The sequence below is a fragment of the Nitrospira sp. Nam74 genome, assembly GCF_965152615.1.
Map to the genome: position 1 here is coordinate 4,696,962 of NZ_OZ224220.1, position 24,441 is coordinate 4,721,402.

The 24,441-nt window shown below is 56.5% G+C and carries 27 protein-coding genes; 11 read left to right on the plus strand and 16 right to left on the minus strand.

Annotated features, from left to right (window positions below; all coding sequences use genetic code 11):
• Window positions 1-1,653 (plus strand): urocanate hydratase, encoded by a 1,653-nt coding sequence (gene hutU / locus ACWHYZ_RS22160; protein WP_447984835.1) that lies wholly within the window; start codon window positions 1-3, stop codon window positions 1,651-1,653.
• A gap of 62 nt (window positions 1,654-1,715) precedes the next feature.
• Window positions 1,716-2,135, plus strand: coding sequence for a DsrE/DsrF/DrsH-like family protein (locus ACWHYZ_RS22165; protein WP_447984836.1), 420 nt, complete (start codon window positions 1,716-1,718; stop codon window positions 2,133-2,135).
• A gap of 78 nt (window positions 2,136-2,213) precedes the next feature.
• Here ACWHYZ_RS22165 and ACWHYZ_RS22170 read toward each other — a convergent pair whose 3' ends face one another.
• The 8 genes from ACWHYZ_RS22170 to ACWHYZ_RS22205 form a co-directional block, all read right to left on the minus strand.
• Entirely contained in the window at window positions 2,214-2,870 is a 657-nt protein-coding gene (locus ACWHYZ_RS22170) for an endonuclease III domain-containing protein (protein WP_447984837.1), read from the minus strand.
• Between the two features lie 58 nt (window positions 2,871-2,928).
• The gene (gene rpsU / locus ACWHYZ_RS22175) at window positions 2,929-3,123 is read right to left on the minus strand and encodes a 30S ribosomal protein S21 (protein WP_447984838.1); all 195 of its coding nucleotides are present in this window, start codon (window positions 3,121-3,123) and stop codon (window positions 2,929-2,931) included.
• 53 nt (window positions 3,124-3,176) lie between these two features.
• Window positions 3,177-4,727, minus strand: a complete 1,551-nt coding sequence (ftcD, locus tag ACWHYZ_RS22180; RefSeq protein WP_447984839.1) for a glutamate formimidoyltransferase — start codon at window positions 4,725-4,727, stop codon at window positions 3,177-3,179.
• A 2-nt stretch (window positions 4,728-4,729) separates the two neighbouring features.
• Window positions 4,730-5,911, minus strand: coding sequence for an imidazolonepropionase (gene hutI, locus ACWHYZ_RS22185; RefSeq protein ID WP_447984840.1), 1,182 nt, complete (start codon window positions 5,909-5,911; stop codon window positions 4,730-4,732).
• A 206-nt stretch (window positions 5,912-6,117) separates the two neighbouring features.
• Window positions 6,118-6,465 carry a hypothetical protein gene (locus ACWHYZ_RS22190; RefSeq protein WP_447984841.1) on the minus strand — a complete coding sequence of 116 codons (348 nt, stop codon included), beginning with the start codon at window positions 6,463-6,465 and terminating at the stop codon, window positions 6,118-6,120.
• 35 nt (window positions 6,466-6,500) lie between these two features.
• Entirely contained in the window at window positions 6,501-6,836 is a 336-nt protein-coding gene (locus ACWHYZ_RS22195) for a hypothetical protein (protein ID WP_447984842.1), read from the minus strand.
• 341 nt (window positions 6,837-7,177) lie between these two features.
• A complete protein-coding gene (locus tag ACWHYZ_RS22200) occupies window positions 7,178-7,426 on the minus strand; it encodes a sulfurtransferase TusA family protein (protein ID WP_447984843.1) in 249 nt (82 codons plus the stop codon).
• Between the two features lie 35 nt (window positions 7,427-7,461).
• On the minus strand, window positions 7,462-7,995 hold the full coding sequence (locus ACWHYZ_RS22205) for a DsrE/DsrF/DrsH-like family protein (protein WP_447984844.1): 534 nt from the start codon (window positions 7,993-7,995) through the stop codon (window positions 7,462-7,464).
• A 143-nt stretch (window positions 7,996-8,138) separates the two neighbouring features.
• On the opposite strand from ACWHYZ_RS22205, the gene ACWHYZ_RS22210 reads away from it, so the two are divergent.
• Window positions 8,139-8,804, plus strand: a complete 666-nt coding sequence (locus ACWHYZ_RS22210; RefSeq protein ID WP_447984845.1) for a S16 family serine protease — start codon at window positions 8,139-8,141, stop codon at window positions 8,802-8,804.
• Window positions 8,805-8,824: 20 nt separating this feature from the next.
• Here the strand turns inward: ACWHYZ_RS22210 and ACWHYZ_RS22215 are convergent, their stop codons facing one another.
• The gene (locus ACWHYZ_RS22215) at window positions 8,825-10,831 is read right to left on the minus strand and encodes a cation:proton antiporter domain-containing protein (protein ID WP_447984846.1); all 2,007 of its coding nucleotides are present in this window, start codon (window positions 10,829-10,831) and stop codon (window positions 8,825-8,827) included.
• 56 nt (window positions 10,832-10,887) lie between these two features.
• On the opposite strand from ACWHYZ_RS22215, the gene ACWHYZ_RS22220 reads away from it, so the two are divergent.
• A complete protein-coding gene (locus ACWHYZ_RS22220) occupies window positions 10,888-11,637 on the plus strand; it encodes an HAD family hydrolase (RefSeq protein ID WP_447984847.1) in 750 nt (249 codons plus the stop codon).
• 5 nt (window positions 11,638-11,642) lie between these two features.
• Here the strand turns inward: ACWHYZ_RS22220 and ACWHYZ_RS22225 are convergent, their stop codons facing one another.
• Both ACWHYZ_RS22225 and ACWHYZ_RS22230 read right to left on the minus strand, forming a co-directional pair.
• Entirely contained in the window at window positions 11,643-13,274 is a 1,632-nt protein-coding gene (locus ACWHYZ_RS22225; RefSeq protein WP_447984848.1) for an MBL fold metallo-hydrolase, read from the minus strand.
• A gap of 69 nt (window positions 13,275-13,343) precedes the next feature.
• On the minus strand, window positions 13,344-13,766 hold the full coding sequence (locus tag ACWHYZ_RS22230) for a VOC family protein (RefSeq protein WP_447984849.1): 423 nt from the start codon (window positions 13,764-13,766) through the stop codon (window positions 13,344-13,346).
• A gap of 165 nt (window positions 13,767-13,931) precedes the next feature.
• On the opposite strand from ACWHYZ_RS22230, the gene ACWHYZ_RS22235 reads away from it, so the two are divergent.
• The 4 genes from ACWHYZ_RS22235 (at window position 13,932) to ACWHYZ_RS22250 (ending at window position 16,827) form a co-directional block, all read left to right on the plus strand.
• Entirely contained in the window at window positions 13,932-14,768 is an 837-nt protein-coding gene (locus tag ACWHYZ_RS22235; RefSeq protein ID WP_447984850.1) for a formylglycine-generating enzyme family protein, read from the plus strand.
• Window positions 14,769-14,883: 115 nt separating this feature from the next.
• Window positions 14,884-15,735, plus strand: coding sequence for a uroporphyrinogen-III synthase (locus ACWHYZ_RS22240; RefSeq protein WP_447984851.1), 852 nt, complete (start codon window positions 14,884-14,886; stop codon window positions 15,733-15,735).
• 184 nt (window positions 15,736-15,919) lie between these two features.
• Window positions 15,920-16,339, plus strand: a complete 420-nt coding sequence (locus ACWHYZ_RS22245; protein ID WP_447984852.1) for a TraR/DksA family transcriptional regulator — start codon at window positions 15,920-15,922, stop codon at window positions 16,337-16,339.
• A 32-nt stretch (window positions 16,340-16,371) separates the two neighbouring features.
• On the plus strand, window positions 16,372-16,827 hold the full coding sequence (locus tag ACWHYZ_RS22250; RefSeq protein WP_447984853.1) for a PA2169 family four-helix-bundle protein: 456 nt from the start codon (window positions 16,372-16,374) through the stop codon (window positions 16,825-16,827).
• Between the two features lie 45 nt (window positions 16,828-16,872).
• Here the strand turns inward: ACWHYZ_RS22250 and ACWHYZ_RS22255 are convergent, their stop codons facing one another.
• The 3 genes from ACWHYZ_RS22255 to ACWHYZ_RS22265 are packed head-to-tail and all read right to left on the minus strand — an operon-like array spanning window position 16,873 to window position 19,010.
• Window positions 16,873-17,835 carry a formylglycine-generating enzyme family protein gene (locus ACWHYZ_RS22255; RefSeq protein ID WP_447984854.1) on the minus strand — a complete coding sequence of 321 codons (963 nt, stop codon included), beginning with the start codon at window positions 17,833-17,835 and terminating at the stop codon, window positions 16,873-16,875.
• A 37-nt stretch (window positions 17,836-17,872) separates the two neighbouring features.
• Complete coding sequence (locus ACWHYZ_RS22260; protein ID WP_447984855.1) at window positions 17,873-18,514, minus strand: hypothetical protein; 642 nt, start codon at window positions 18,512-18,514, stop codon at window positions 17,873-17,875.
• 19 nt (window positions 18,515-18,533) lie between these two features.
• Window positions 18,534-19,010, minus strand: a complete 477-nt coding sequence (locus tag ACWHYZ_RS22265) for a DUF4149 domain-containing protein (protein WP_447984856.1) — start codon at window positions 19,008-19,010, stop codon at window positions 18,534-18,536.
• 217 nt (window positions 19,011-19,227) lie between these two features.
• On the opposite strand from ACWHYZ_RS22265, the gene ACWHYZ_RS22270 reads away from it, so the two are divergent.
• A complete protein-coding gene (locus ACWHYZ_RS22270) occupies window positions 19,228-20,232 on the plus strand; it encodes a zinc-dependent alcohol dehydrogenase family protein (RefSeq protein WP_447984857.1) in 1,005 nt (334 codons plus the stop codon).
• 175 nt (window positions 20,233-20,407) lie between these two features.
• Here the strand turns inward: ACWHYZ_RS22270 and ACWHYZ_RS22275 are convergent, their stop codons facing one another.
• A complete protein-coding gene (locus ACWHYZ_RS22275; RefSeq protein ID WP_447984858.1) occupies window positions 20,408-21,016 on the minus strand; it encodes a YceI family protein in 609 nt (202 codons plus the stop codon).
• A gap of 173 nt (window positions 21,017-21,189) precedes the next feature.
• On the opposite strand from ACWHYZ_RS22275, the gene tdh reads away from it, so the two are divergent.
• A complete protein-coding gene (gene tdh / locus ACWHYZ_RS22280) occupies window positions 21,190-22,224 on the plus strand; it encodes an L-threonine 3-dehydrogenase (protein ID WP_447984859.1) in 1,035 nt (344 codons plus the stop codon).
• Between the two features lie 77 nt (window positions 22,225-22,301).
• Window positions 22,302-23,492, plus strand: coding sequence for a glycine C-acetyltransferase (locus ACWHYZ_RS22285; RefSeq protein ID WP_447984860.1), 1,191 nt, complete (start codon window positions 22,302-22,304; stop codon window positions 23,490-23,492).
• Here ACWHYZ_RS22285 and ACWHYZ_RS22290 read toward each other — a convergent pair.
• On the minus strand, window positions 23,482-24,441 hold the full coding sequence (locus tag ACWHYZ_RS22290; RefSeq protein WP_447984861.1) for a response regulator: 960 nt from the start codon (window positions 24,439-24,441) through the stop codon (window positions 23,482-23,484). The genes ACWHYZ_RS22285 and ACWHYZ_RS22290 overlap by 11 nt on opposite strands.

The following is a 24,441-nucleotide window of genomic DNA, read 5'->3' on the forward strand; positions in this document are numbered from 1 at the left end:
ATGTCGATTCGCGCGCCTCGTACTACCGCATTGTCGTGTAAAGGCTGGCCTCAAGAAGCCGCCCTTCGGATGCTGATGAACAACCTGGACGATGAGGTGGCGGAAAGCCCGCAAGACTTGATCGTCTATGGCGGAGTCGGCAAAGCCGCTCGAAACTGGGAGGCGTATCACGCGATCGTTCGGGAACTGCAGGCACTGGAGCACGATCAGACCCTGTTAATCCAATCGGGCAAACCGGTCGGCGTGCTGCGCACGCATGACTGGGCTCCGCGCGTTCTTCTCGCCAACTCGAATCTCGTCGGCCATTGGGCCACGTGGGACGAATTTCGTCGCCTCGATGCTCTGGGGTTGATGATGTTCGGTCAGATGACGGCAGGATCATGGATGTACATCGGGACGCAGGGCATCGTACAAGGTACGTATGAAACCTTTGCGGCCGCCGCGGATCGCCACTTCGGCGGAAATCTAAGTGGCCGATTCATCCTCACGGGCGGCATGGGCGGCATGGGCGGCGCTCAACCGCTGGCAGCCACGATGAACGGGGCCGTGATGCTGTGCGTGGAAGTGAATCCGGCAAAGATTTCCCGGCGAATTCAGACCGGATACTGCGATCGCATGACGGCCTCGCTCGATGAAGCACTGCAGTGGCTCTGGGCGGCGCAGCAAGACCGGTCGGCGCTCTCGGTCGGGTTGATCGGAAATTGCGCTGATGTGTTGCCGGAACTCGTCCGTCGACGCGTAGTCCCTGATCTCGTAACGGATCAGACCTCGGCACACGACCCGCTGAACGGATACGTCCCATGCGGTCTCTCATTGGAGGAAGCAGCGGCGCTTCGGCGGCAGAAACCCTCTGAGTATACGGAACGCGCACTCGATTCGATCGCCGCACACGTTCAGGCCATGCTGGCGCTTCAACAAGCTGGGGCGGTGGTTTTTGACTATGGCAACAATATTCGCACCATGGCGCATCAGCGCGGCGTGCAGGATGCCTATGGCTTTCCCGGCTTTGTGCCGGCCTACATACGTCCGCTTTTTTGCCTAGGCCGCGGACCGTTCCGATGGATCGCCCTGTCGGGTGACCCGGCGGACATCGCGGTCACCGACCAAGCGGCGCTCGATCTGTTTCCTCACAATACATCGCTCCGACGATGGATCCGCCTCGCGCAGCAGCATGTGCCTTTCCAAGGGTTGCCTGCTCGAATTTGTTGGTTGGGATACGGCGAACGCGCCGCCATGGGGTTGAAAATCAATGAATTGGTCGGCAAAGGAGTGTTGAAAGCTCCTGTTGTGATTGGGCGAGATCATCTCGATGGGGGATCAGTTGCGTCTCCCCACCGCGAGACCGAAGCGATGCGAGACACCAGTGACGCGGTCGCAGATTGGCCTATCCTGAATGCCTTGCTCAATACCGCCTCGGGCGCCAGTTGGGTCTCATTCCATCACGGCGGCGGCGTCGGCATGGGCTATTCGCTCCACGCCGGACAAGCGACCGTCGCGGATGGGACACCGGGGGCACATGAAAAAATAGAGCGGGTGTTGACCAACGATCCCGCCCTGGCTATCCTGCGGCACGCCGACGCAGGCTATACGGACGCACAACTGGCTGCGGAGCAAGGCCGCCTATCCATTCCTTGCTCCAGGCCTCTCACCTAGACGCCGTTGTTGTTACTCACCGGCACCAACGTTATAATTCTCTCGACCTCAATGGAGTCCTTATGAAGCCAAAGCCGCGATTCGTGATTTTCGCCCACAATGCGACATACGATAAATTGCACCAAGTAGCCACACTGGGATTGACTGCAGCCGCGATGGGGAAAGACGTCATGGTCGTCCTGCTATTTTGGACGATCAAGAAATTGGCTCAAGGGCAGATCGACGTCATCGACTTTCCGCCGGAGTACAGTGGGAGTGCTGAGGAAGTCGCCCGCTTACTGAAAGAAAAAAAGGTGCCGAAGATTTCGGAGATGTTCCAGGAAGCAAAACAGGTCGGCCAGTTTCGGCTCGTCGCGTGCAGTGCCGGCCTCGAATATATGGGCGTCGAACAGGACACCGTAGCCAAGAACGTCGATGAAGTCATGGGCCTTCCCACTATCCTCTCACTCACTGCGGGCGCAGAAACGACTCTTTTCATCTGATGATGAAAACGGAAGGCAAAGTTTTAACGTTCAAAGTTAGAAAAACGTTTTAAACATTGCCTTGAATTTTTTAATTTCTCACCGCGACCGAGTCACGCCTACTCGATCGCAATACTTCGTCAGCTTACAGCGGCTACAGTGAGGCGAGACTGGTTGGCAGATGTTCTGACCGAATGGAACGAGCAGGTCGTTCAAGGTAATCCAGTATCGGGAGGGAAGTTTTTGACACAAAGCTTCCTCGCTTTGGGCAGGCGTCTTGGTTTGAATATACCCCCATCGATTACTGATCCGGTGCACGTGGATGTCCACGCAGATACCAGGCTTACGGTATCCGACTGTCACGACCAGGTTAGCCGTCTTCCTTCCCACACCGGGCAAAGTCAGAAGGTCATCAATTGAATCGGGAACCCGCCCCTCGTAGACCTCGAGGATACGTGCAGACATGGCATGAATCTGTTTGGCTTTTGTCCGAAAGAACCCGACCGGATAAATCGCTCCTTGGATCTCCGGAAGCGGCAGCTTCAGCATGGATGCGGGATCGGAGGCGAGCCCAAACAAGCGTTGGCTCGCCTCAGCGGTCGTGCGATCTTTGGTCCTCAAACTGAGGACGCATGCGATCAGAATCCGGAATGGATCGCGCGATTCTTTGGCAACCACTCCGACGACGGGCTCTTGCCATTGCCGGACTTCGCGACGAAGGATGCGCAAGGCGGCATGAATTTCTTCATTCCGCATGAAACACTAACTGAAATTGAACAATGAGACAGGTGAGAAGGAGATCAGGCGAGGATGCTTACTCCATCTTCCGTTTCGCGAGCCATTTCTGACGGCGGCGCTGGGCTTCACGCTGCTTTGCCTTTTTCCGGACACTGGGCTTCTCATAAAACCGCCGGCGTTTCAGTTCCCGAAACAGACCTTCCCCGGCAAGCTTCTTTTTGGCGACCTTAAGCGCCTTTTCAACATTGTTATTGAAAACTTTGATTTCCATATCGGCTACGTGATTCCTTCCAATACGATGCGAACTGGTTGAGGTCGAGGAGTCTAGCATAGCCTCTTGAGTTCCACAAGACTTTGTTCAAGGATGTGGATACGATTCGCAATTTCGCTGTCAACCGATTGATTTTTAGACTGTTTTACATTCGTGCTGACGTTTTCAAGTCCACCTTCGATCGCTGCCCGCGCCATGAAGAGCCCGACCTTTAAATCTGACGATACGGAGGCCTTCGTCTGCTGCCGCAACGCGAGGAGTAGCATCGCGACATCATTGGCCAGTTCGGCGGTTTTTAATGGAACGAGCGTGGCTGCCCGCAGATTTTGCAAGATGGCTGCCTGACGGGCAGGATCGCTCTTCAGCATCCGATAGGCCCGAACGACGCATGCATACGCATCGGCATCCGCCTGCACCAATTCTTTAAGCTCCGCAGCCAGCAATTGAAGCCGTTGCTCGTTAGCTTCCAGCTCTTCTAATTGTTCATGTCCACGACTGTCCTCTGGTTTCTGCGAAGGCGGCCCGATCCGACACGCCATGATGCCAAGCGAGGCAGCGAGAGCTCCCGCCAAAGCGGCGACACTTCCTCCGCCCGGTGTCGGGGTCCCATCGGATACGACCTGCAAAAATGAAGACACGGATCCACCGAGGTCCTGCAAGTGATTGCCTGGGTGTTGTCCTGATGCCTCAGTTTCTCGACCCATAACCATTTCCAGTCGCGTCTCCAATACTTGGGACGAGTTGAAGCGTTGCAGTTTTAAACTAGACTCGGCCGCCTGGATCAGAGCTTGCTGAGGAATCAGTCCAATGATTTCACTGCCTGCTATCTGCACCCCCCGCTGTTCCGCTTGGTGTCGGACGGCTTCGAACGCCACATGAATCGGCGTTTCTTCATAGTTGGTCAAGTTCATAGAGACTTGAACAAGACGGCAACTGGCGAGCTCGACGCCGATGGCTTTGACATAGGGAAGTCCACCGCTCGAGAAGCGAACGGTTTTGGCAATACTTTTTGCAATTTCGATGTCGTCTGTGCGGAGATTCACGTTGTATGCAATCAGCGGAGGGCGAGCACCGACGACGGTCGCTCCCGCAGACGGATGCAGTTGTGACGGGCCGAAGTCCGGCGCCCATGTGAGATCTGCTCCCATTCGGGCCGCTAGACCTTCGATGCCACCTCGCCGGATCGCTTCCAGGTTGGTCCGCTCAGCACGCGACGCCGATCGCTCATAAAGGAACACCGGAATATGGAGCTCTCGTCCTATCCGCGCTCCCAGTCCTCTGGCGAGTTCCACACACTCTTCCATGGTGACGCCACGGATAGGGACAAACGGAATCACGTCCGTCGCGCCGATGCGGGGATGTCCGCCCTGATGTCGTCGGAGATCGATGAAGTCCATTGCGATGCGTGTGCACTGAAACGCCGCTTCAGAGACGGCATCCGGATTTCCGGCAAACGTCAGCACAGACCGATGGTGGTCCGCGTCCATTTCCTCGTCCAGGAGTAAGACCCTCGGGACCGCTCGAATCGCCGCCACCAGCGCACGCACCGTGTCCGCTTGACGCCCTTCGCTGAAATTTGGAATACACTCGACCAATTGCTCCATGGCTACGCGTGACCTTTCGACCATACGACGAGACCATTTTTCACGACATGCATACAATGATTCATTCCGAAGAAGTAAGGAATTTCTCGATAATCGGATACATCCATCATCACGAGGTCACCTTGCTTCCCCACCTCTAGTGAGCCCATTCGCTCGCCCCGCTTCACAGCATGCGCGCCATTGATCGTAGCGGCGACGATCGCTTCTTCTGGACTCATGTGCATGTACGAACAGGCCAAGGACAGCATGAGTTGCATATTTAGACATGGAGAACTGCCTGGGTTAAAATTAGTGGCCACTGCAACCGGGACACCGTTGTCAATGAGTTTCCTGGCCGGCGGATATCGCGTGTCGCCGAGGTGGAGTGTCGTTCCGGGCAAAAGTGTCGCAATCGTCCCGCTCTTGCTCATCCGCCTCATATCATCCGCCTTCACATGATCGAGATGATCGACCGACACTGCACCCAGGGTGGCCGCGGCAGAGGCTGACCCTGAATGAGTGAGCTGTTCACTATGCAGTTTCAAGGCGAGTCCGGCGCGCGAGGCGGCGTTCAACACCTGTTTTGCTTCAGACACCGAGAAGTAACTACGATCGCAAAAGACATCGCAAAACTCCGCCAAACCTGCTCGGGCAACGTGTGGGATCAAATCCCGTATGATCTGCTGGAGAAACGCTGACCGCTCAGTTTTACATCGACCAGGCACATCATGAATCAAGAGCGTCGGGACCACATCGAGGTTGACACGACCGGCCGCCGCCCGAATCGCCGTGAGCATTTTGACTTCCTGGCTGATGTCAAGTCCATACCCGCTTTTGACCTCTACAGTCGTCGTCCCATATTCAAGAAATTGTTGCGCGGCTCGGCAGAGCTGATCCACCAGGGCTGGGAGTCGAGTCGCTCGCATATATTTCGCGCTTGCTTGAATTCCGCCGCCCGCTCGGGCGATGTCTTCATAGGTCTCCCCTTGAATGCGGGCCACATATTCGTCGACGCGGGATCCTGCAAATAAGGCGTGCGTATGTGAGTCGACAAATCCAGGCATGACTACACGACCTTGAGCATCTAGTGTCTTCGCGCGTCGCGCCAGCGGATCCTTGCGAACGCGGTGTGCCGGTCCGACGGCAGAGATGACCCCATTTCGAATTAACACGGCGCCATTTCGAATCGACTTGACGTCCCTCATCTCGCGGCCCCGACGGGGGCAGTTATCGCCCCGTAGCGTCAGGAGCTGTCCGCAATTGTCCACTAACAAGGACTTATTGGCGATTGATGGCATAGGAGACCGGGCTTGCGAGGGGCCGGATATACACCGCGGGGTACCGTAATGCCATCACAAGGTGAAGTCAAGACGATGGCGCGGGGGGTTCTCGGGCAGACGGCAGAACTACGTTAAGCACTCATTCGGGCTTCGGCTAGGGCGCAGGCGGCACATCCTTTCATGGTGCATCGCCAATCGAGACCCGGGTACGGAACAGGGGAGGTCGTGTTATCGGTTGGACGGTACCGGTGATACCAGCCGTGCTCAAGCTCGTACGCCTGTTCGGATGTCGAGGTCATGGCAAACCAAAAATATCGGTATTCGGAATCCCTCGCCGTCCGCCGAATCGCATCCGCTACATCGTCAGGGCTGGATCCGACAAAATCCGCTGAGGTGCCGTTGCGAGAAAGAATAAAGGCCCCTGCTGACTTTTCTCGGAGAAAGAGATGGAGATATTTGAGGATGAATGGTCCTGACATCTTTTCCCCCTTGGCATGTGGTGCACAACGGTGCATTACATGGTGACTGGGTCTTCCCGCACAATGGCAATCTTCGAGAGGGTGGCCAACAGCGTCAACGAGGTTGGAATCGGTATGTCTGCTGCGACATATAAGACAGCGCGTCTTGCGTGAAATCGGATCAGCGCTTGTCGCAGCCTGGTGATGTCAGATAGGGCGAGATTGAGCCGCCTCCAATAAAACAGCGCCACTCGCTCGAGCGAGGAGCGCACGAGCATGCCGTGATAGATACCGTCTGCGATGATCGGCTCAAACTGGACGGTGTCTGTCTCGGTGAGGACAGATGGACCGATGTGGTGTAAATCGCCGGGATGGAAGGTTCTTACGCTCACGTGTCAACCTCCTAAAAGAGGATGGGTAAGTGAACTGCTTCTTGGGATAAAAACGCTGCTGCATAGAAGGCGGGACCTAGAGGAGACGGCAGACAACCTGTGACGGAGAGAGTTCAGGTTGATCCTCCACAAGAGATAGCGTCCTATATCAATGAGAATAGGTCTTGTCAAGAAAAAAGTACAAGATACAGGATAGCTAAACATCAACCGATCCAATATGTTGTGGATAACCATGAGGAGAATCTGTTGGTCTGAACCGGGGGAAGCTGTGGATAAGGTGAGAAAAAGAAGCCGGATACCTTGCGAGTATCCGGCTGCGAGGCTGCGGAATAATATGGAGATCAGCGCACGGTCTTTTTCACAAACGCCTTATAGATCAGCTTGGGCGCTGCCCCTTCTTCCTCCAAGCCCACCATCTCATGGCCGGTCGTGGAGCACCATGCCGGCATGTCTTTCTTAATCCCTTCATCATCGGAGATGACTTCTAACACTTGGCCCGCCACGAGCTCTTTGATCTTCTTTGACGTCATAATGATCGGCATCGGGCAAAAGTACCCGAGCGTGTCCAACTTTACATCCGCCTGAATCATGCACTGCCTCCTTTCGGAGCCTTCCGAATCGATTCTCAAATAAAGAGGTTGACGCTGCCCTGTTTGGCCTCTGCCAGATAAGTGGTCACTCCGGCGAGCTGATCGACGCCTCCTATCAACGTATCTTTTGTAATGCCCATGAGACCCATGGTGGTCGTACAGGCAATGAAATGCACGCCGAGGTCTTGAGCGGTTTCGATTAATTCCGGGATGCCGGGCATGCGATGCTCACGCATCACACGTTTCATCATCGAGGTCCCGAGACCGCCAAAGTGAAACTTCGACAAAGGCAGCGCCTCCGCCCCCCCTTTATTGAGTATCCCGAACGTGCGGCGAAGCCAATCCTTCGCGGAGCTGGATGCCCCTTTGCGTCTAATGGCATTTAGTCCCCAGAAGGTAAAGAACATCGTGACACGCATGCCCATGGCCGCTGCGCCCGTCGCAATGATAAAGGCCGCCATGGCACGATCCATATCGCCGCTCAGCAGCACGATGGTCACTCGGTCCGGTTTCGTTTCCTGCAATTCAGCGAGGGCTGCGGCTGGTTCTAATTTGGTGGCATTCATCATTCACCTGCTTTCGCTGTATGTTCGCTGAAAATCACGCGAGACACCGTAAATTGACTATAGTCCCTGGTTCTTTTCGGTGTCAAGGCAACGCCGGCACTTCCACATAGCCGCCCGGCTGCGATTTTGATATAAGTGTTTTCTCGATGATACCTATTCCGCCGCATCAACCAGGCATCGTGCTCGGGATCGCTGTCCTACTCTTTTCCCCCTCGTTTGCCTGGTCGGAACCCCACCGGTTTGCGACCGTTCCGGCTCTGGCCATCGGTGTGATCGGCGGAGCGCAGGTCGGCAGCTTACATTACATCGTCATTCAACTGGATGAAGACCGAATGAACCGGGGGCCAACAATTCAGTTTAGCGAACGATCTCATGGATCCGCTGTCGGAGATGAATGGAAAGAAGGCGTACAGATAGCCGTCACCGCTGCTGCCCGGGCAATCAAAGAGGACGCCACAGGCTGGACGGTCACAATCAAGAATCGTGCGTATGCAAATTACACGAATGGAGCGAGTGCAAGCAGCGCCATCGCTGTGGGGTTGATTGCCGCTTGGCGCGGGGATGCACTCAGGCCGGACGCCGTGGTCACAGGCCTGATAACGGCGGACGGACACATCCAACCGGTCGCCGGCTTACCAAGCAAGCTGGAAGGGGCCGCCCGCTCCAACATGCATATCATGTTGATTCCGGCAGGTCAGGCCCGTACTGATGAGTGGGATCTCTTCGAACTGGGACGCCAGCTCAATATCACCGTCATCGAGGTCGGTACGCTGAACGAAGCGTATGAGCTTATGGCCGGACGCCGTCCCTAAATCGGTCTCCTCCACGACACCTATTCCGTCTTCGTATCGATCAACAGTCCGATGGCGCGCTGAATTTGCGCGCGAGTCCCCAACAAGACCAGAATATCACCGACTTCAAGCCGCACTTTTTCTGAAGGGTTCGACTGAGTGATGCCGCTCCGCGTCAACGAAATCACTGATGCGCCCGTTCTGGGACGTATGGAAACCTGCATGAGGGATTTGCCTGCCGCTGGCGAATCCGGATCGATCCGGCACGTTTCTACTTCAACGTCTGTAAGCGTCCCGCCTCGCATATGATGCGCCAGTTCCGGCAAAGCGCTACGGCGGAGTAGGGCATAACCCTCGCGACGCACTTGTTCGGCCTTCTGCATGACGAATTCCTGCGGCATTTTGTACGTACGGAGGACCAGCGCAAAGATCTCAATAGAGGTTTCAAACTCCTCGGGAACGACATCATCTGCGCCGAGTTCTTGAAGTTCTTGAAGCTCGCGTAAATACCGAGTTCTGACGACAATGTGTAAGTGCGGATTGAGCCCCCGAGCAATTTGGACGGTGCGTCTGGCGGAAAACGGATCCGAAATCGCCACGACCAGGACTCGCGCGTCGTCGATGCGTACATGGCGAAGCACATTCGGACTTGTGGCGTCCCCATAATAGATTTGGACGCCGTTCTTCGCCTCTCGCCGAACCTTATCGCCATCGAGATCCAGGACGGCATACGGGATCTCGGTTTCACTGAGCACGCGGGCCAAATTCCGTCCATTTAACCCATAACCGACGACAATGACATGGTCCTTAATCTTCACATGCATGGATTCGGATTGCGCCAGATGGGCCGCCGTTTTTCCGGGAAGCCAGTGTCGAGCGCGCTGCAACGCTTCGGCCCGCCGCGCAAGCCTAGGGGAAACCTGAATCAAAAACGGCGTCAACAGCATCGTCAGAACAGACACCGCGAGAAATAACTGATAGGGTTCGCCGACCAGCAGGCCGGACTCCTGCCCTTCTTGAGCCAAAATAAACCCGAACTCTCCCACTTGGGCCAAGGCCATACCCGCTAGAATGGCCGAACGCGGAGGAATGCCCGCGGCCAAGACTGATCCGGTGGCCGTAATAAACTTGCCGACTATGACAGCCCCAACCATTGCGAGCACGAGCCATGGATGTTCGAACACGACCCGGACATCCATCAACATCCCGATGGACACAAAAAAGAGGCTATTGAAGCTGTCACGAAAGGGCAGGACTTCGGCCATCGCCTGGTGACTATACTCGGACTCGGAAATCACCAGGCCTGCAATGAACGCCCCGAGCGCAAGGGACAATCCGCTCAGCGAGGTCATCCAGGCAATGCCCAGGCAGAGGACGATAATCGTCAGCAAAAAAAGCTCGCGGCTGCGGCTGCGCACAATATGATCCAGAAGTCGGGGAACAAGGAACCAGGCCGTGACAACAATCAACGCCACGAGTCCGACGGATTTCAGCAACACCCCCAACAACGGAAGCACGGCTCCGTCGATCGGCTGGGCCAGCATCGGCGTGAGCAGCATCATGGGCACGACGGCGAGATCTTGAAAGATTAAGATCCCGATCGTGATGTGCCCATGAGGCGAATCCGTCTCGCCACGATCGGCCAGCATCTTTAGCACGATGGCCGTACTGCTCAAAGACAAGAGACATCCCCAGAAAATGGCTTGTCCCGAAGACAAGCCAAAGAACCGGCCGATGATGGCCGTCAGTAGCACGACACTGCCGACCTGAAGCGGCCCGCCAATCAATAACAGGCGACGGGTGGCCGTGAGGTGCGCCGTCGAGAATTCGATCCCGATGGTGAAGAGCAACATCACGACACCGATCTCGGCCATGACGTGGACCTGAGCCACATCGGACACCAGGTTCAGACCATGCGGACCGAGGAGCGCACCGGCCGCTAAAAATCCGGCAATGGACGGCAAGCGAAGACGCTGAAAGATCAAAACGACCGAGATGGACACTGAAAAGATGATCAGCAGATCGCTCAAAACATGATTATCTGTCACGCACTCCTCCGACTATCGTTCGGCTCAAATCAGTGGTCCGTACCATACAACAGGGTATGGAAGCGAGCAAGCGACAGTGCGCGCGTGGTACAGTGCACCCCGCTATGGTCGATCCGTCGCTCCGAGCAGTGCTGTTCGATTTCAACGGTGTCATTGCCGACGATGAAACGCCCCATCTCCTCGCCTTTCAACAGGCTCTAGCCGAGGACGGGCTCCAACTGACCAAGGAAGATTACTATGGGCGTTATCTTGGAATGGATGAGCGGAATTGCTTGAACGCCATGTTAACCGCGATCACCGGCTATCCCGATCCCGTGCGCGAGCAGAGGATCCACGAACGCAAAGCCGTCCTGTTTCGAGGATATGTGGCGCACCACCACCCACCCTTGTTTCCCGGCGTCGTAGAGTTGGTCACGCAAGCGCGCCAACGCTATCGACTCGGCATCGCAACAGGTGGAAGACGCGAACAGGTCCTGTTGGCGTTGAGCGGCACGCCGATTGAGAAGGGGTTCGATGCACTGGTATCCGCTGAAGATGTCCCCGTCGGAAAACCGCACCCTGCCATTTACTTGCACGCCCTCGACCGACTCAATGAGATACGCCGGCCCTCGGAGGCACCGATCATTTCTGAGCAATGCCTCGTCATTGAAGATTCACTCGCTGGAATTATGTCGGCCTTAGCCGCAGGCATGAAGGTGTTGGCGGTCGCGACAACCTACCCAAGCGACAAGCTGACGGACGCACACTGCATTGTGCGCACCCTGCACGGTGTCACGCTCGAGCAATTGGAGGCATTGTTCCGGTGATGGCGCTAACGAGCGCGATGCAAAGCGGCAAGAAATGGCGGATCGCCATGATCGAGACGATAGAGGTTCAACGGAGCCAGCGCCTCTGCGCCTGAGACGATGTCCGTTCCGCCGTCTGACCGCGCGCGGAAGATATCCATGGCGTGACTGTAGTGGTACCCGCAGCCGTGCGGCGCGATGAGTTCTGCGAGCTGTGCGGGCGGCTCCCAATTTGCCGTGAGAAGCGCCGTCCGCGCCGGATTCCGATCACTGAACATGAACGATAAATGGTCCGGATACCAATCGGCGCCGCCGGTCGCATAGGAAACGAATAATCGGGCCTTGGCTGCCGCAACTAACTCCGAAAGATAGCGATTCGTCAGATACCCGTTTTCCCCGGTGTCGAGCCATGTCCCTGGAGGGCAGAGGCTGGCATGTGCCGCATAGGTCCGTATCTCGAGCAGTTGCTGTTGCGAGGCGAAGACGATGGCCATCGGACCGTACTGCTTCACCAACTCATCGATAACACCGTCCTTGACCGCCGACTTCCCGGCATTCGTGGGTCCGCTGTCGACATGCACCAGGACGTTTCGTCCGCGATCCGCAATCAGATAACAGTTTCTCGGCATCTCGATGTCGCACGGATCTTCGCCGAAGAACGGGACGGACACCACGGCGCCGCCATCGAATTTCCATGCGTCGCCATGCGCGAGCTCGACGATCTGCGTAAATCCGAATTCTCGAAGGAGTGCGGGATAATCATAATACAGCGTGCGACGGTTCCGTCGGCTCGGAACAATGACCGGGATCTCTTTCGGAAGGTGCGCCAGCGTGCGTGGATCGACATGGTCGTCATGATCATGGGTCAAGAAAATCGCGGCAGGCCGGGGCAAGAGCTCACCCCATAGGGATGGCACGGGCGACTCGGCAAACCACGGCATGAGCCAGGGATCGAAGAGCAGGCACTGATCATGTTGTCGATACAGCAACGCGGCATGCCCGAAATGGACGACATCCTGATCGCGGACGGTGGAGAGCCAGTGCGCGCGAACAGTGGTCTGCGATCCCATGCTCAGACAGTCGTACTTCTTGAGTACGTCCAGTAATTCCGTGATAAAGCGGGAGACATCGCGGCCCAGCGCGGTGGCGACCGTACGAAGTTCTGAAACTCGGTAGGTGCCGTCCAGATAGCCGAGAAACTTGCCGACGGCAGGGCCGATCGGTCCATTAAACGGCAATGGAATCGCTTGCCGCTTGACCGAGTGAAAGACGCGCAGACCCATATTCGTAATCGTAGCCGACTTCGTCTGATCTTTAGGATAGTCCCACAGAAACGTGCCGTCCGGCCGGCGGCGGCAGGTAATGTGACGGCTTAGTTGTGGCCGCGAGTTCACCAGCTCGGCATAGGCATCTTCCAGGAGCGTTCGGCGGGAGGGATCATCTAAGGAGGCCCGGTGCGAAAACACGTCACTGATGGCGGTCTCCACGCCGCTCAGCAAAACGCGGTGGGCTTCGTGCAGGCTGGCCAGTACCTCAGGCGCGACTCCGCCAAGGAACGGCAGCGGCCCGGGCGCTTCACCACTTTCGAATTGGACCCACGCCCACGGCGCCAGACCGATGTAGTGATCGTTGCGAAGGGTGTCCCAAACAGTCGCCATAGAAGATTAGTACAAAATGAAGAATGAAAAGTGCAAAATAGAATTTACATTTTACATTTTTATGTTGAATTATTCCGGCGCTTCACCGGAGATGTGCGGTTCATAGAGCACCTGCACGGTGTTCCCGTCGGGGTCGGCCAAGTAAAACGAGTAACTGCCATCGCGGTGCCGTTTGGGACGTTGGACAATTGTTGCCAGAGCCTGTTCCGCCTGGCGAAACAGTTGATCCACCGTATCAGATGAATCGACGATAAATCCCACATGATCGAGATATTGCCCACTGCCCTGCTTATACTCGGCAAGCTGGGACAGCGGAATTTGATGGAGCGCCAAATTGTCCTGCCCGGAGCTGAGGTACACATTCTCCAGGTCAGGGTGCCACACGACCCGCATGCCGAATAGAGCTTCATAGAAGGCGCGTGAGCGGGTAAGATCCGCGACCTTGAGCGCTACATGCCACAGACCTTTCACTCCCCGTGACGGATTATTCATGTCTCTCCAGATTCATTGCCGTGCCACCCGCACTCGCGCTAGTTATAGGGTGCACTCTACTCTCGGGTCAATCTCAATTCCCGAAATTGCTGAAACTTGCTCACACTCGCGGTGAACGGTGTGATACGATTCCGATCTCACTATCTTATCGCCCAAGAGGAGCCTATGCGAACCTTTGCGCTATGCGTCATCAGTGCCCTGGTCCTATGGTCTCAGTCGTCGGCCGCCGCCGAACCGACCGCGAATCCGGCGACTGAAGTGCTGGGGAAAGACGGCGCGCCAATGATTCTGATACCGGCCGGTCCCTTTCCGATGGGCGTTCCGAAAGGCGACCGGGACGGCGGACGCGATGAATATCCCAGGCACGAGGTTATACTCGACAATTATTACATCGACAAATACGAAGTGACGCATGGACATTACGCCGAATTCGTCAAAGCCACGGGGCACCGGACCCCGGAAAATCCCAAGTATCCTAAACGCACCCTCTGGAGCGATCATCTTTCCGAATCATTGGCGGAGCGCCCGGTCATTAACGTCGACTGGCAGGATGCCGATGCCTACTGCCGGTGGGCCGGTAAACGGTTGCCGACCGAAGCCGAATGGGAAAAGGCTGCACGCGGGACCGATGACCGACGTTTCCCGTGGGGGAACGTCGAGCCGACACAGAAGCATCTTAACTTTGGCCAGCAGTGGCAAGGCGAAAAAACGCTGATGCCCGTCGGCAGTTATGAGGCCGGCAAAAGCCCCTTCGGCGCATATGACATGGCCGGCAACGTCTGGGAGTGGGTCGCCGATTGGTACGACCCTTTCTATTATGAGAAAAGTCCGGAGGCCAATCCCAAAGGGCCGGACACCGGGACCTATAAAGTCCTGCGAAGTTCCGGGTGGTCAGTCGAGACTCCCCTCGTACGGCTCTTTACACGAGTCAGGAGCGACCCCACGAACAGGAATGACTCCACCGGCTTTCGCTGCGCCGCCGATGCGGCACAGCAAAATTAAAAATGCCATCAATGACACAGATGAGTTAACAAGGATTTTCGGACCAATCGCTTCTATAGCAAAGAAAAACTTGCTTTAACGTTTTGCTTTTTAATTTTGACGTTTGCATGGAGCTATGATTACTCGGCACGAATTCAACGGCCTCCGGGTCGCGGCCTTTGAAAGTCGGATGGCGGACGAGATGAGTCGCCTCATTGAACGCTATGGGGGACAGGCCCTGGTGGCGCCGTCGATGCAGGAGGTCCCTCTTCAGGACAATCGTGAAGTCCTGGAGTTTGGTCGGCGGCTCTTTGCCGGGGACGTCGACATAGTCATTCTGCTGACAGGCGTCGGCACGAAGGCCATGATCGATGTCTTACGCACGCAGGACGACCTGGATCGGATTAGGACCGCCCTATCCAAAACGACGCTCATGGTTCGTGGGCCGAAGCCAAAAGCCGTGTTGCGCGAGTTTGGGCTGACGCCCACCATCGAAGTTCCGGAGCCGAATACTTGGCGCGACATTCTCGATACGCTCGATCGCACAAACCCGGCGAACGGTCTTCGGATTGCCGTGCAGGAATATGGCGTGACGAATACCGACTTGATCGAAGCCCTGCGCGGACGTGGCGCGCAGGTCATTCGTGTGCCGGTCTATCGATGGACATTGCCCGACGATATCGCACCGCTCCAGCGAGTGCTCGAAGCGATTCTTGAGGGGCAGGTGGACGTGCTGCTCATCACCAATGCGGTACAGGTCGATCACGCGCTCCAAGTCCTGGCACGCATGTCCGGCCGAGACCGGTTTCGTCAGGCATTACCCAGGCTGATGGTGGCGTCCATCGGGCCTACCGCGACAGAACGACTGCACAGTTATGGGTTCCCCGTCGATCTCGAACCCTCTCATCCCAAGATGGGCGTCCTTGTCAAAGAGTCCGCGGGACGGGCGATGGAGATTCTTCAGACCAAGCGTGCCGCGTTCACCTAGCTGCTGTCGCCGTGGTTCGTCCCATGCCGACGTTCGGCTTATTGACCATACGTTTGACCATTAATACAATAGGTAGGTAAAGCCCTTACACTGGAAAAGGCAGCCATCCGATAGGACCCGACTGAATTGTTTCTTATATGTACAGCTAGTTTCGATGAAGGTATCCAAGGAAGGGAGAGTGACAATGGGACAAGCGGGAGTGGCAACGAGACCGACAGAGATAGCGGCTGGAAAATCCATGGACGCGTCCACGAATAAATATCGCGAGATTGTTTCCAATCTCCAACAGCAGCGTGCAGACCTCCTTCAACTTGTGACCGCGAAACCACTGTCTGAAGGAATCGAAATCACAGCCTGTCCTGATTTGAATGATCAGGCAACGGCCGAGGTGGACCAACATTTCATGTTGAGTCTGAAGGAGCGCGAACGAAATCTTCTGAAGCAAATTGACGATGCGCTTGCTCGCTTAGCCGCCAATCGATATGGCATCTGCGAGGAGTGCGGCGAAGAGATTCCCTTACGGCGTTTGCAAGCCCGCCCGATGACGACCCTCTGTATTGCATGCAAGACATTACAAGAGGAAGACGAAAAGATTCGCCAGTGATACGCCTCGGGGCGATCGGAAGAGAGTGCGATATGAGCACGACGAATGAACTGGTCATCGACACGTTCAATCGTGTGTTGGCGATGTGTAAAGCCAGTGAGCAGACGTTCAGGATTGCCGCGCATGCCGTCCAAGACACCGAACTGCGAACGGCATTCAAACAGTATTCGCATCAGCGCGCACGGATGGCTTCGGAGTTGCGCATGGGAATCCGTCTGTTGGGAGGAGAACCCGACATGCTGAATGGCTTAACGACGCCATCGGCACTAGTGGAAGTCATCTCGCCATCCACGCCAGATGAACAAGCCATCTTGCAGGAATGCGAGCACACGGAAGCAGCCGTCAGTCACATATTCGAAGAGGCGCTCGACGATCCCAATGTGCCGTTCGAGCTCATCATCGCGCTCCGAAGACAATACGGCGAAGTTCGCCTGACCATCGATCGCCTTCACACGCTCGAACGCCCCTTGGCCGCAGGCGCTTCTTAAGCCAGTTCCGCAGACCTCAGAGATCTCATTCGCACACCTTTTAGGCTAGGAAGCCGGCTGACCCTCCGGTTTCGCATCGCCTGCCTTTTCGGCGGCACCATCGGGCAGTGAACGCGCACATCGGAATCCCAGCCAGTTCATCTTTACATTCGGATCGGCGCCGTTCCGTTGGGCCGCCCGTACGGCGGGCGTGCTGTCGATCCACCCACCGCCGCGAAAGCCTTTTTGCGTGCCCTGCGCCGGCCCCATCGGATTGCGGTCAGGTCCCATCGCATAGTATTTGGGGTCATACCAATCCGCAACCCATTCGGCCACGTTGCCCGCCATCTGAAAGACCCCATAGGGACTGAGCGCATTATCATACTTATCGACCGAAATGATGGGAGGATACAATAACAACCGCTCGGGACGATCCCGTACCGGACCAGAGAGGCCCGTGCGACCGAAATTCGAACGGCTAAGCCCCGCGGGTTGGTTCCCCCAGGGATAGATACGCCCATCTTCGCCGCGTGCCGCCTTTTCCCATTCGGCTTCGGTGGGCAGCCGTTTGCCTACCCACCGGCAATACGCATCTGCCTCGTGCCAGGACACGTGCATCACGGGATGGTGCATCATGCTTTCCTGGAAGTTCCCACCGTCGTACCGCCAATCTATGAGGGGAGGACGATCCGTCGCCAGGACAAACTTCAGAAAGTGGAGGGCCGTCACTTCATATTTATCGATTTCATAGGCATCGAGGTAAATTCGTCGCTGCGGCAACTCCGGCTGATAAGAGTTCCTATCAACGTGTTTGCTGCTGCCCATGAGAAAGTCCCCGGCAGGAATTTTCACCACGTCGTCCTTCGTCGGAAGCTTGGCCCGCTCCGTGGCTATTTTTTTCCCTTCGGGTGTCCATTCGTTGGTCATGTCTGCCACATCGAGTCCCCAGACGAGTCCTGTTCCCAAGAGTGCGGCCCACAAGGTAAAGATTGCCACACGACTATCTATTCCCCAATACCGTTGATTCACGAGCCCACCTCTTCCGTGGCTATATTGAACCATTGCCCTACATCGGTCGCTGCTTCGATTGTGACTGTTCCGTATTATCGAATTGTTCTAAAGGCTGAAAATTTACAGGCAATTGAAAGAGAAAATCAGAAATTGGCCGAAGGGCGACGTGGCGATACTCGACCTGCCAGCTGCCGTCCTTCCGCGCAAGCTTCAGCGGGAAATGAATGTCCGTGGCAAGCCACTGATAATAGACGTTCTCTCGATTCGCTTCCCGCACAGTCACTTCATAGAGCGTGGTCGGATGCCCATCCAGCGTTTCCGTTCCAATTTCTTCCCGCTTCACTTCGCCATCCAACTTTTCGTGGACCTTCGGCGCCTGTTCCGGATCATACGGGACCGTCTTAAAATGACGCATGCGGGACAGGAGCAACCACATGACGTGTTTGTCCTTGCGGACAATGGTCACATTGACGGGATTGAGGTCATGATGCTCCAGACGCCAGCGGTCGTCTCGATAATAGATATTCGCTTTTCGGCTGTGTCCGTTTATTTTGGTAATCTGATCGGCAGAGAATTCGAGCGCCCACGCCATTCCTCCGGCGTGCAGCCACACAACCAATGAGGCGCTGACCAACCATCGGAGCATGCGAAAGTCTAACATACCTGCCGCGGCCGTTTCCGTAGACAGACCCATCATAGACACAGTTCAGCGACGTCTAGATCCTCGCCAAAGCCACGGCTAAAAATAGCACGATGACGCCAAGCAAAAGTCCCAGGCGGGCTACCACGGCCGAGAGACGAATGAGCAGAAGATCGGCTGGGCTGGGCGTTTCAGAAGCCTCGCGCCTGAGCCGTCCGACCAACGGCCCTAGCCAGACATCGTGCACGCCCGTGAGCAATACCAATCCAGCCACGATCCACAGTTTCAGCTGTAGCACTGACCGCCAGGCCTCAGGCTCTTCGAGCGTGCCGGTTCCCGAGCTGATCAGTAGCGGTCCTGAGAGCACGAGGATACCGATCATGATCCACACGATGATGCGGAAACGCCGGGCAAGCGTTTGAAACAGTATCCGGCGGTCGGCACCAAACGTGCCTCGCCGGAAAACGGGGACCAACACAACCGACAAGAACACCATCCCGCCCAGCCATACCACAGCCGCCAACACATGGATCCAAGCCAGAAGGATCATCATCGTGATGTGTCCGCCATGGCTATGCGAATAGTCATAACACGCATCGCTGCTCCATTCAGCACCATCGTAAAGCGGGGCGCATCATACCATACGGACGATCAAAACTTTAACGACCTGGTGATTGATTCACAGATTGATCCACACCCATCGTTCTCAATACAATCTGCCTATACTCGTCAGCACACCACCAGAGGACGAAAGCGGATCACAGTATCTTATGAAAGCTATGGTATTAGAGCGCGGCGGAGATGTAGGCGCTTCCCCCCTTGTCCTGAAAGACATGCGGATCCCGGAGCCGGCCGCGGACGAGGTTCGCGTTAAGGTGACCGTATGCGGAGTCTGCCGGACGGATCTGCACATCGTGGAAGAGGACTTACCGGCTATCAAGCGCCCGATTATTCCCGGCCACGAAACGGTCGGAACAATTGATCGTGTCGGACGTAACGTACGTGCGTTGAAAGAAGGGGACCGGGTGGGTATCGCCTGGCTCCAGCGAACGTGCGGGCATTGTGAATTTTGCCGAAGTGGTCGAGAGAATCTCTGCTCGACGCCCACCTTCACCGGATACCATGTCGACGGCGGCTACGCGGAATATGCGACGGTGCCGGAGCATTTTGCCTACCCGATCCCTTCAGTCTTTACGGATGAAGAGGCCGCCCCTCTGCTCTGCGCCGGCATCATCGGCTATCGCGCGCTCCGCCTCAGCGGCATCCGGCCCGGCCAGCGACTGGGCATGTACGGCTTCGGAGCATCGGCCCACATTACGATTCAAGTCGCTCGTCATTGGGGCTGTTCCGTCTTTGTCTGCTCGTTGAGACAGGAGCATCAGGCTCTGGCCCGCGAATTGGGAGCAGCCTGGGTTGGAGGCGCGACAGACATCCCCCCTGAAAAACTCCATGGCGCCATCATTTTTGCTCCGGCTGGCGACATTGTCATCCCCGCGCTCCGGGCATTGGACAAAGGCGGCACCGTCGCCTGCGCCGGCATTCACATGTCGCCGATTCCGTCCATCGATTACGACCGCGAGCTGTTCGGCGAGCGCATTCTCCGCAGCGTCACCGCGAACACTAAGCAGGACGGACTCGACTTATTGCGTGAAGCCGCCGGGATTCCGATTCGTCCGCATACGCAGCGGTTCAAACTCGAAGAAGCGAATACGGCGTTGCAAGCATTGAAGGCGGGAACAATTCAAGGGGGTGGGGTGATAGCGATGGGAGCGTAGAGATGAGTGTATTGAATCGAGCATGCTCAGTTACCCTGCAAGGCTGCGGTCGTTCGGGCGCCCCCCTAGAACAGGACGTTGAAGGCCCGAACAACCGAGAACGCAGCTCGGGAAGGGGCGCGTCTTGGCGCGCCTGGGGCTGGGCGGGTGAAATGGAGCCTTTTCAGCATCCTAGTCACTTCGCTTTAATGGCCTCCACATCCAACTTTATCAGCACCTCATTGCCGACGATCACGCCGCCGTTATCAAGGGCCTTGTTCCAATTGATCCCGAAGTCCTTCCGGTTGACCTTGCCTTCCGCCGTGAAGCCTGCACGGGTATTGCCCCAGGGATCTTTATTCACGCCGTTGAAGTTGCCGACAAGCGTCACTTGCTTTGTCACCCCGTGAATGGTGAGGTCGCCGATCGCCGTATAGCCATCGCCGTTCTTGTGATAGCTCTTCAGCTTGTAAGTCATCGTCGGATACTTCTCGACGTCGAAAAAGTCAGGGCCTTTTAAATGGGTGTCGCGCTTTTGATGGTTGGTCGTGATCGATGGTGTCTTGATGGTCGCTTCGATGGTCTTGACAGTCTTGGCGTCTGGGTCCATTTCGATAAAGCCGGTGTAGTCCGTGAATTGCCCGCGAGTCTTCGACACCACCATATGATCCACGCTGAACCCGATGGTCGAATGGTCAGGATCCACATCATATCGAGCTGTCTCCGCGGAGGCCCGCTGTACAATGCCGACTATCAATGCGATCCCTACCGCCGTTCCCAGAATGTTGCTTAGCCAATGCTTCATCGACTCCTCCGCAAAAGGTAAAGGTGAGAGGTAAAAGTTGATCACTGGTCTGCGTCGTTTCACCATGGAGAAAAGCCTACTGGTTTACGATGGGACCGTCAACGCCAGTCTTTAAAATAGGGATTCGGCCCTCACTTTGCCCTTACGTTCTACGTTTGCCTTATAATGAGAACATGCGCGCGCTGGTCAAGACCAAACCGGAACCCGGATTCGTGTTGCAGCAGGTTCCCGACCCTCGGCCGGGCGACGGGGAAGTCCTCATCAGAGTTCAAGCGACCTCGCTCTGTGGCACGGACGCACATATTTATCGATGGGATGAATGGGCGCAGCAGCGCATCCATCCTCCCCGAATCATCGGCCATGAACTCTGTGGCGAGGTGGTCGAACTGGGACACGGCGTCACCTCGGTCGTCGTCGGCGATTATGTCGCGGCGGAATCCCACCTCACGTGCGGGGTGTGTTTTCAGTGCCGGACCGGCCAAGCACACGTGTGCAAGAACTACCGCATTCTTGGCGTCGATGTGGATGGGTCCTACGCCGAATATGTCGTCCTACCGGAGCGTGTCCTTTGGATCACCTCCCGGGATCTCCCACCGGAACTCGCCTGCGTCCAAGAGCCGCTGGGGAACGCCGTCTATGCGGCGCTGGTCGAGAATTTGGCTGGGCGATCGGTCCTGATCAGCGGCTGTGGTCCGACCGGGCTGTTAGCAGCGGGAGTGGCCAAAACATCCGGGGCGTCCATGATTATCGCAACCGACGTGAGCGGCTATAGACTTGGACTCGCCAAGCAAATGGGAGTCGACCATGCCCTCGATGCGAAGGCTGAGGCTCCCGAGCTATTGGCGGCCACAATCCACGACCTTACACAAGGTGAAGGCATTGATGCGGCACTGGAAATGTCCGGGGAACCCACAGCACTTCACCTGGCCTTCCGAGCCGTCAAGAATGGGGGACGTGTCAGTTTGTTCGGCATCCCCAAAGGACAGGTCAGCTTCGATCTCCCGAACGAAATTATTTTCAAGGGCATCCGGGTCTATGGCGTGACGGGACGATGTTTGTTCGACACCTGGTATCGCATTGCCGGTCTCCTTAAAGCGGGGCTGGATATCCGTCCTGTGGTGACGCATCGATTCCCTATGGCGGATTTCGCCCAAGGGTTCGACCTCATCGAAGCCGGACAATGCGGGAAGGTGGTCTTGATTCCGTGATTCTTGAAGCGATCAGCCATCGGCTCTCATCCCTCAGTCCTGACTGGAGAGCCCGGAGCTGAACGCTGACGGCTAACATGTCTTACCAGTCCTTAAAACACGCCATCGAACAACAGCTCACGGACATCCGTTCGGCCGGTCTGTACAAGACCGAGCGTCCTGTGCTCGGCCTTCAGGGGGCGGAGATCCGAGTGGCGCAAGGCCATGTGTTGAATCTCTGCGCGAACAACTATCTGGGACTCGCCAATCATCCCGACGTCGTGCAGGCGGCAACCGACGGATTGCGTGAGCATGGCTACGGCATGGCGTCTGTGCGATTCATTTGCGGAACGCAGAATATCCATAAGGATCTCGAGCAGGAGATCTCGACGTTTCTCGGTACCGAGGATACGATTCTTTACAGCTCTTGCTTTGACGCCAATACGGGGCTATTCGAGACCATTGTAGGGGAAGACGATGCGATCATCAGCGATGCCTTGAACCATGCCAGCCTGATCGACGGCATTCGCCTCTGCAAGGCCACGCGGTTCCGCTACGCCCATTCGAACATGACCGAATTGGAAGACGCGTTGAAGGCGGCGGCATCGTGCCGGCTCCGGCTGATCGCGACCGACGGCGTCTTTTCGATGGATGGCGATCTGGCGAAGCTGGATCGAATCGCGGACCTGGCGGAACGCTATGACGCCGCCGTCGTCGTGGACGACAGTCATGCGACTGGCGTGCTCGGAAGAGCGGGCCGCGGCACGCCCGATCATTATGGCGTAGCGGATCGGATCGATCTCATGACGAGCACCTTAGGCAAAACACTTGGTGGCGCGTCAGGAGGATTCACTTCGGGCCATAAGGAAATCATTGAACTGCTCCGGCAGCGATCGCGTCCGTACTTGTTTTCCAATTCGCTGCCGCCGGTCATTGCATGTGCCGCCCGCCGGGCTCTGAAATTGGTCATTGAAGGTGACGCGTTACGAACCACCCTGCGCGAGAACGCCGCCTTCTTCCGCTCGCAATTGACGGCTCTGGGCTATGACGTAGTGTCCGGCCGCCATCCTATTATTCCAGTTCTGCTCGGCGATGCGTCGCTGGCTACACAGATGGCGGAGGAATTGTTGCGCGAAGGCATCTATGTGGTCGGGTTCAGCTATCCGGTAGTGCCGAAGGGTCAGGCGCGGATCCGGGTTCAGATGTCAGCGGCCCATACACGCGATCATCTCGACCACGCGGTGGCGGCCTTTGCCAAGGTAGGAAGGCGGTTGCAGATCATTCGTTAGCCGCAGGACGACCCGTGTGCGAGGGCTGATATTTACTCAGTTCCTTGGCGAGGCGGTCCATCTCCTTTTCCATCTCGATCATCTTTAATTCCCGCCCAACGACAACATCTTCGAATTGCTCCAGATCGGTCACTTTCTCATGAAGCTCAAGCCGCGACTGTTGCAGCTCTCGAACGCGTTCTTCCAGCGACGCGTTCAAGTGGCGGATTTCCTCATCTTGCCGACGACGATCAGTGATGTCCGTCATGACACAGACGGCTCCCTGGCTTGCCCCATTGTCCGTGGCAGGATGCATCGTCGCCTGAAACCATCGCGTCCCGATCTGCAAGACGGTCTCCTGTCTGGCGGCCGGGGGCCACGACAAGCACCCGTCGCCGCCCTTCTCTAGGGAGAGAGCGAGGATATCGACATAGCGCTGCCCGACGATATCTTGGAACGGCTTCCCGATGATCCCAGCCATCGCGCGATTACAGCGAAGGATCCGACCTTCCTCGTCCAGCAGGAGGATGCCGTCGTTGATGGCATCGAACGTCACTCGCCACTCGCCGGCCGACACACGTAACCGGTCTTCGACCTCTTGGATGCGGACCAGCGATCGTACGGTGGCGACAAACTCTTCGGGCTCAAACGGAGAGACCAAATATCCGTCGGCCCCTCCTTCCAAGCCGCGCACTTTATCTTCATGGCCCACGAATGAAGCCGACATTTGCAGGACCATCGTCCGGAGCCCAGGGTCGGCTTTGATACGTCGGCACACTTCAATGCCATTGAGATCCGGCAGAAGGACATCGAGACAGACCACGCCCGGTCGTTCTGCAGCAATGATTTGTAAGGCTTCTTCCCCCAGCGCGGCTTCTTTGACTTCGAAGCCCGCGTGTCTTAACATCCGGCACTTCGCGTAACGGTTCGCTTCGGTATCATCCACGACCAGAATTAGATTCTTCCGCAT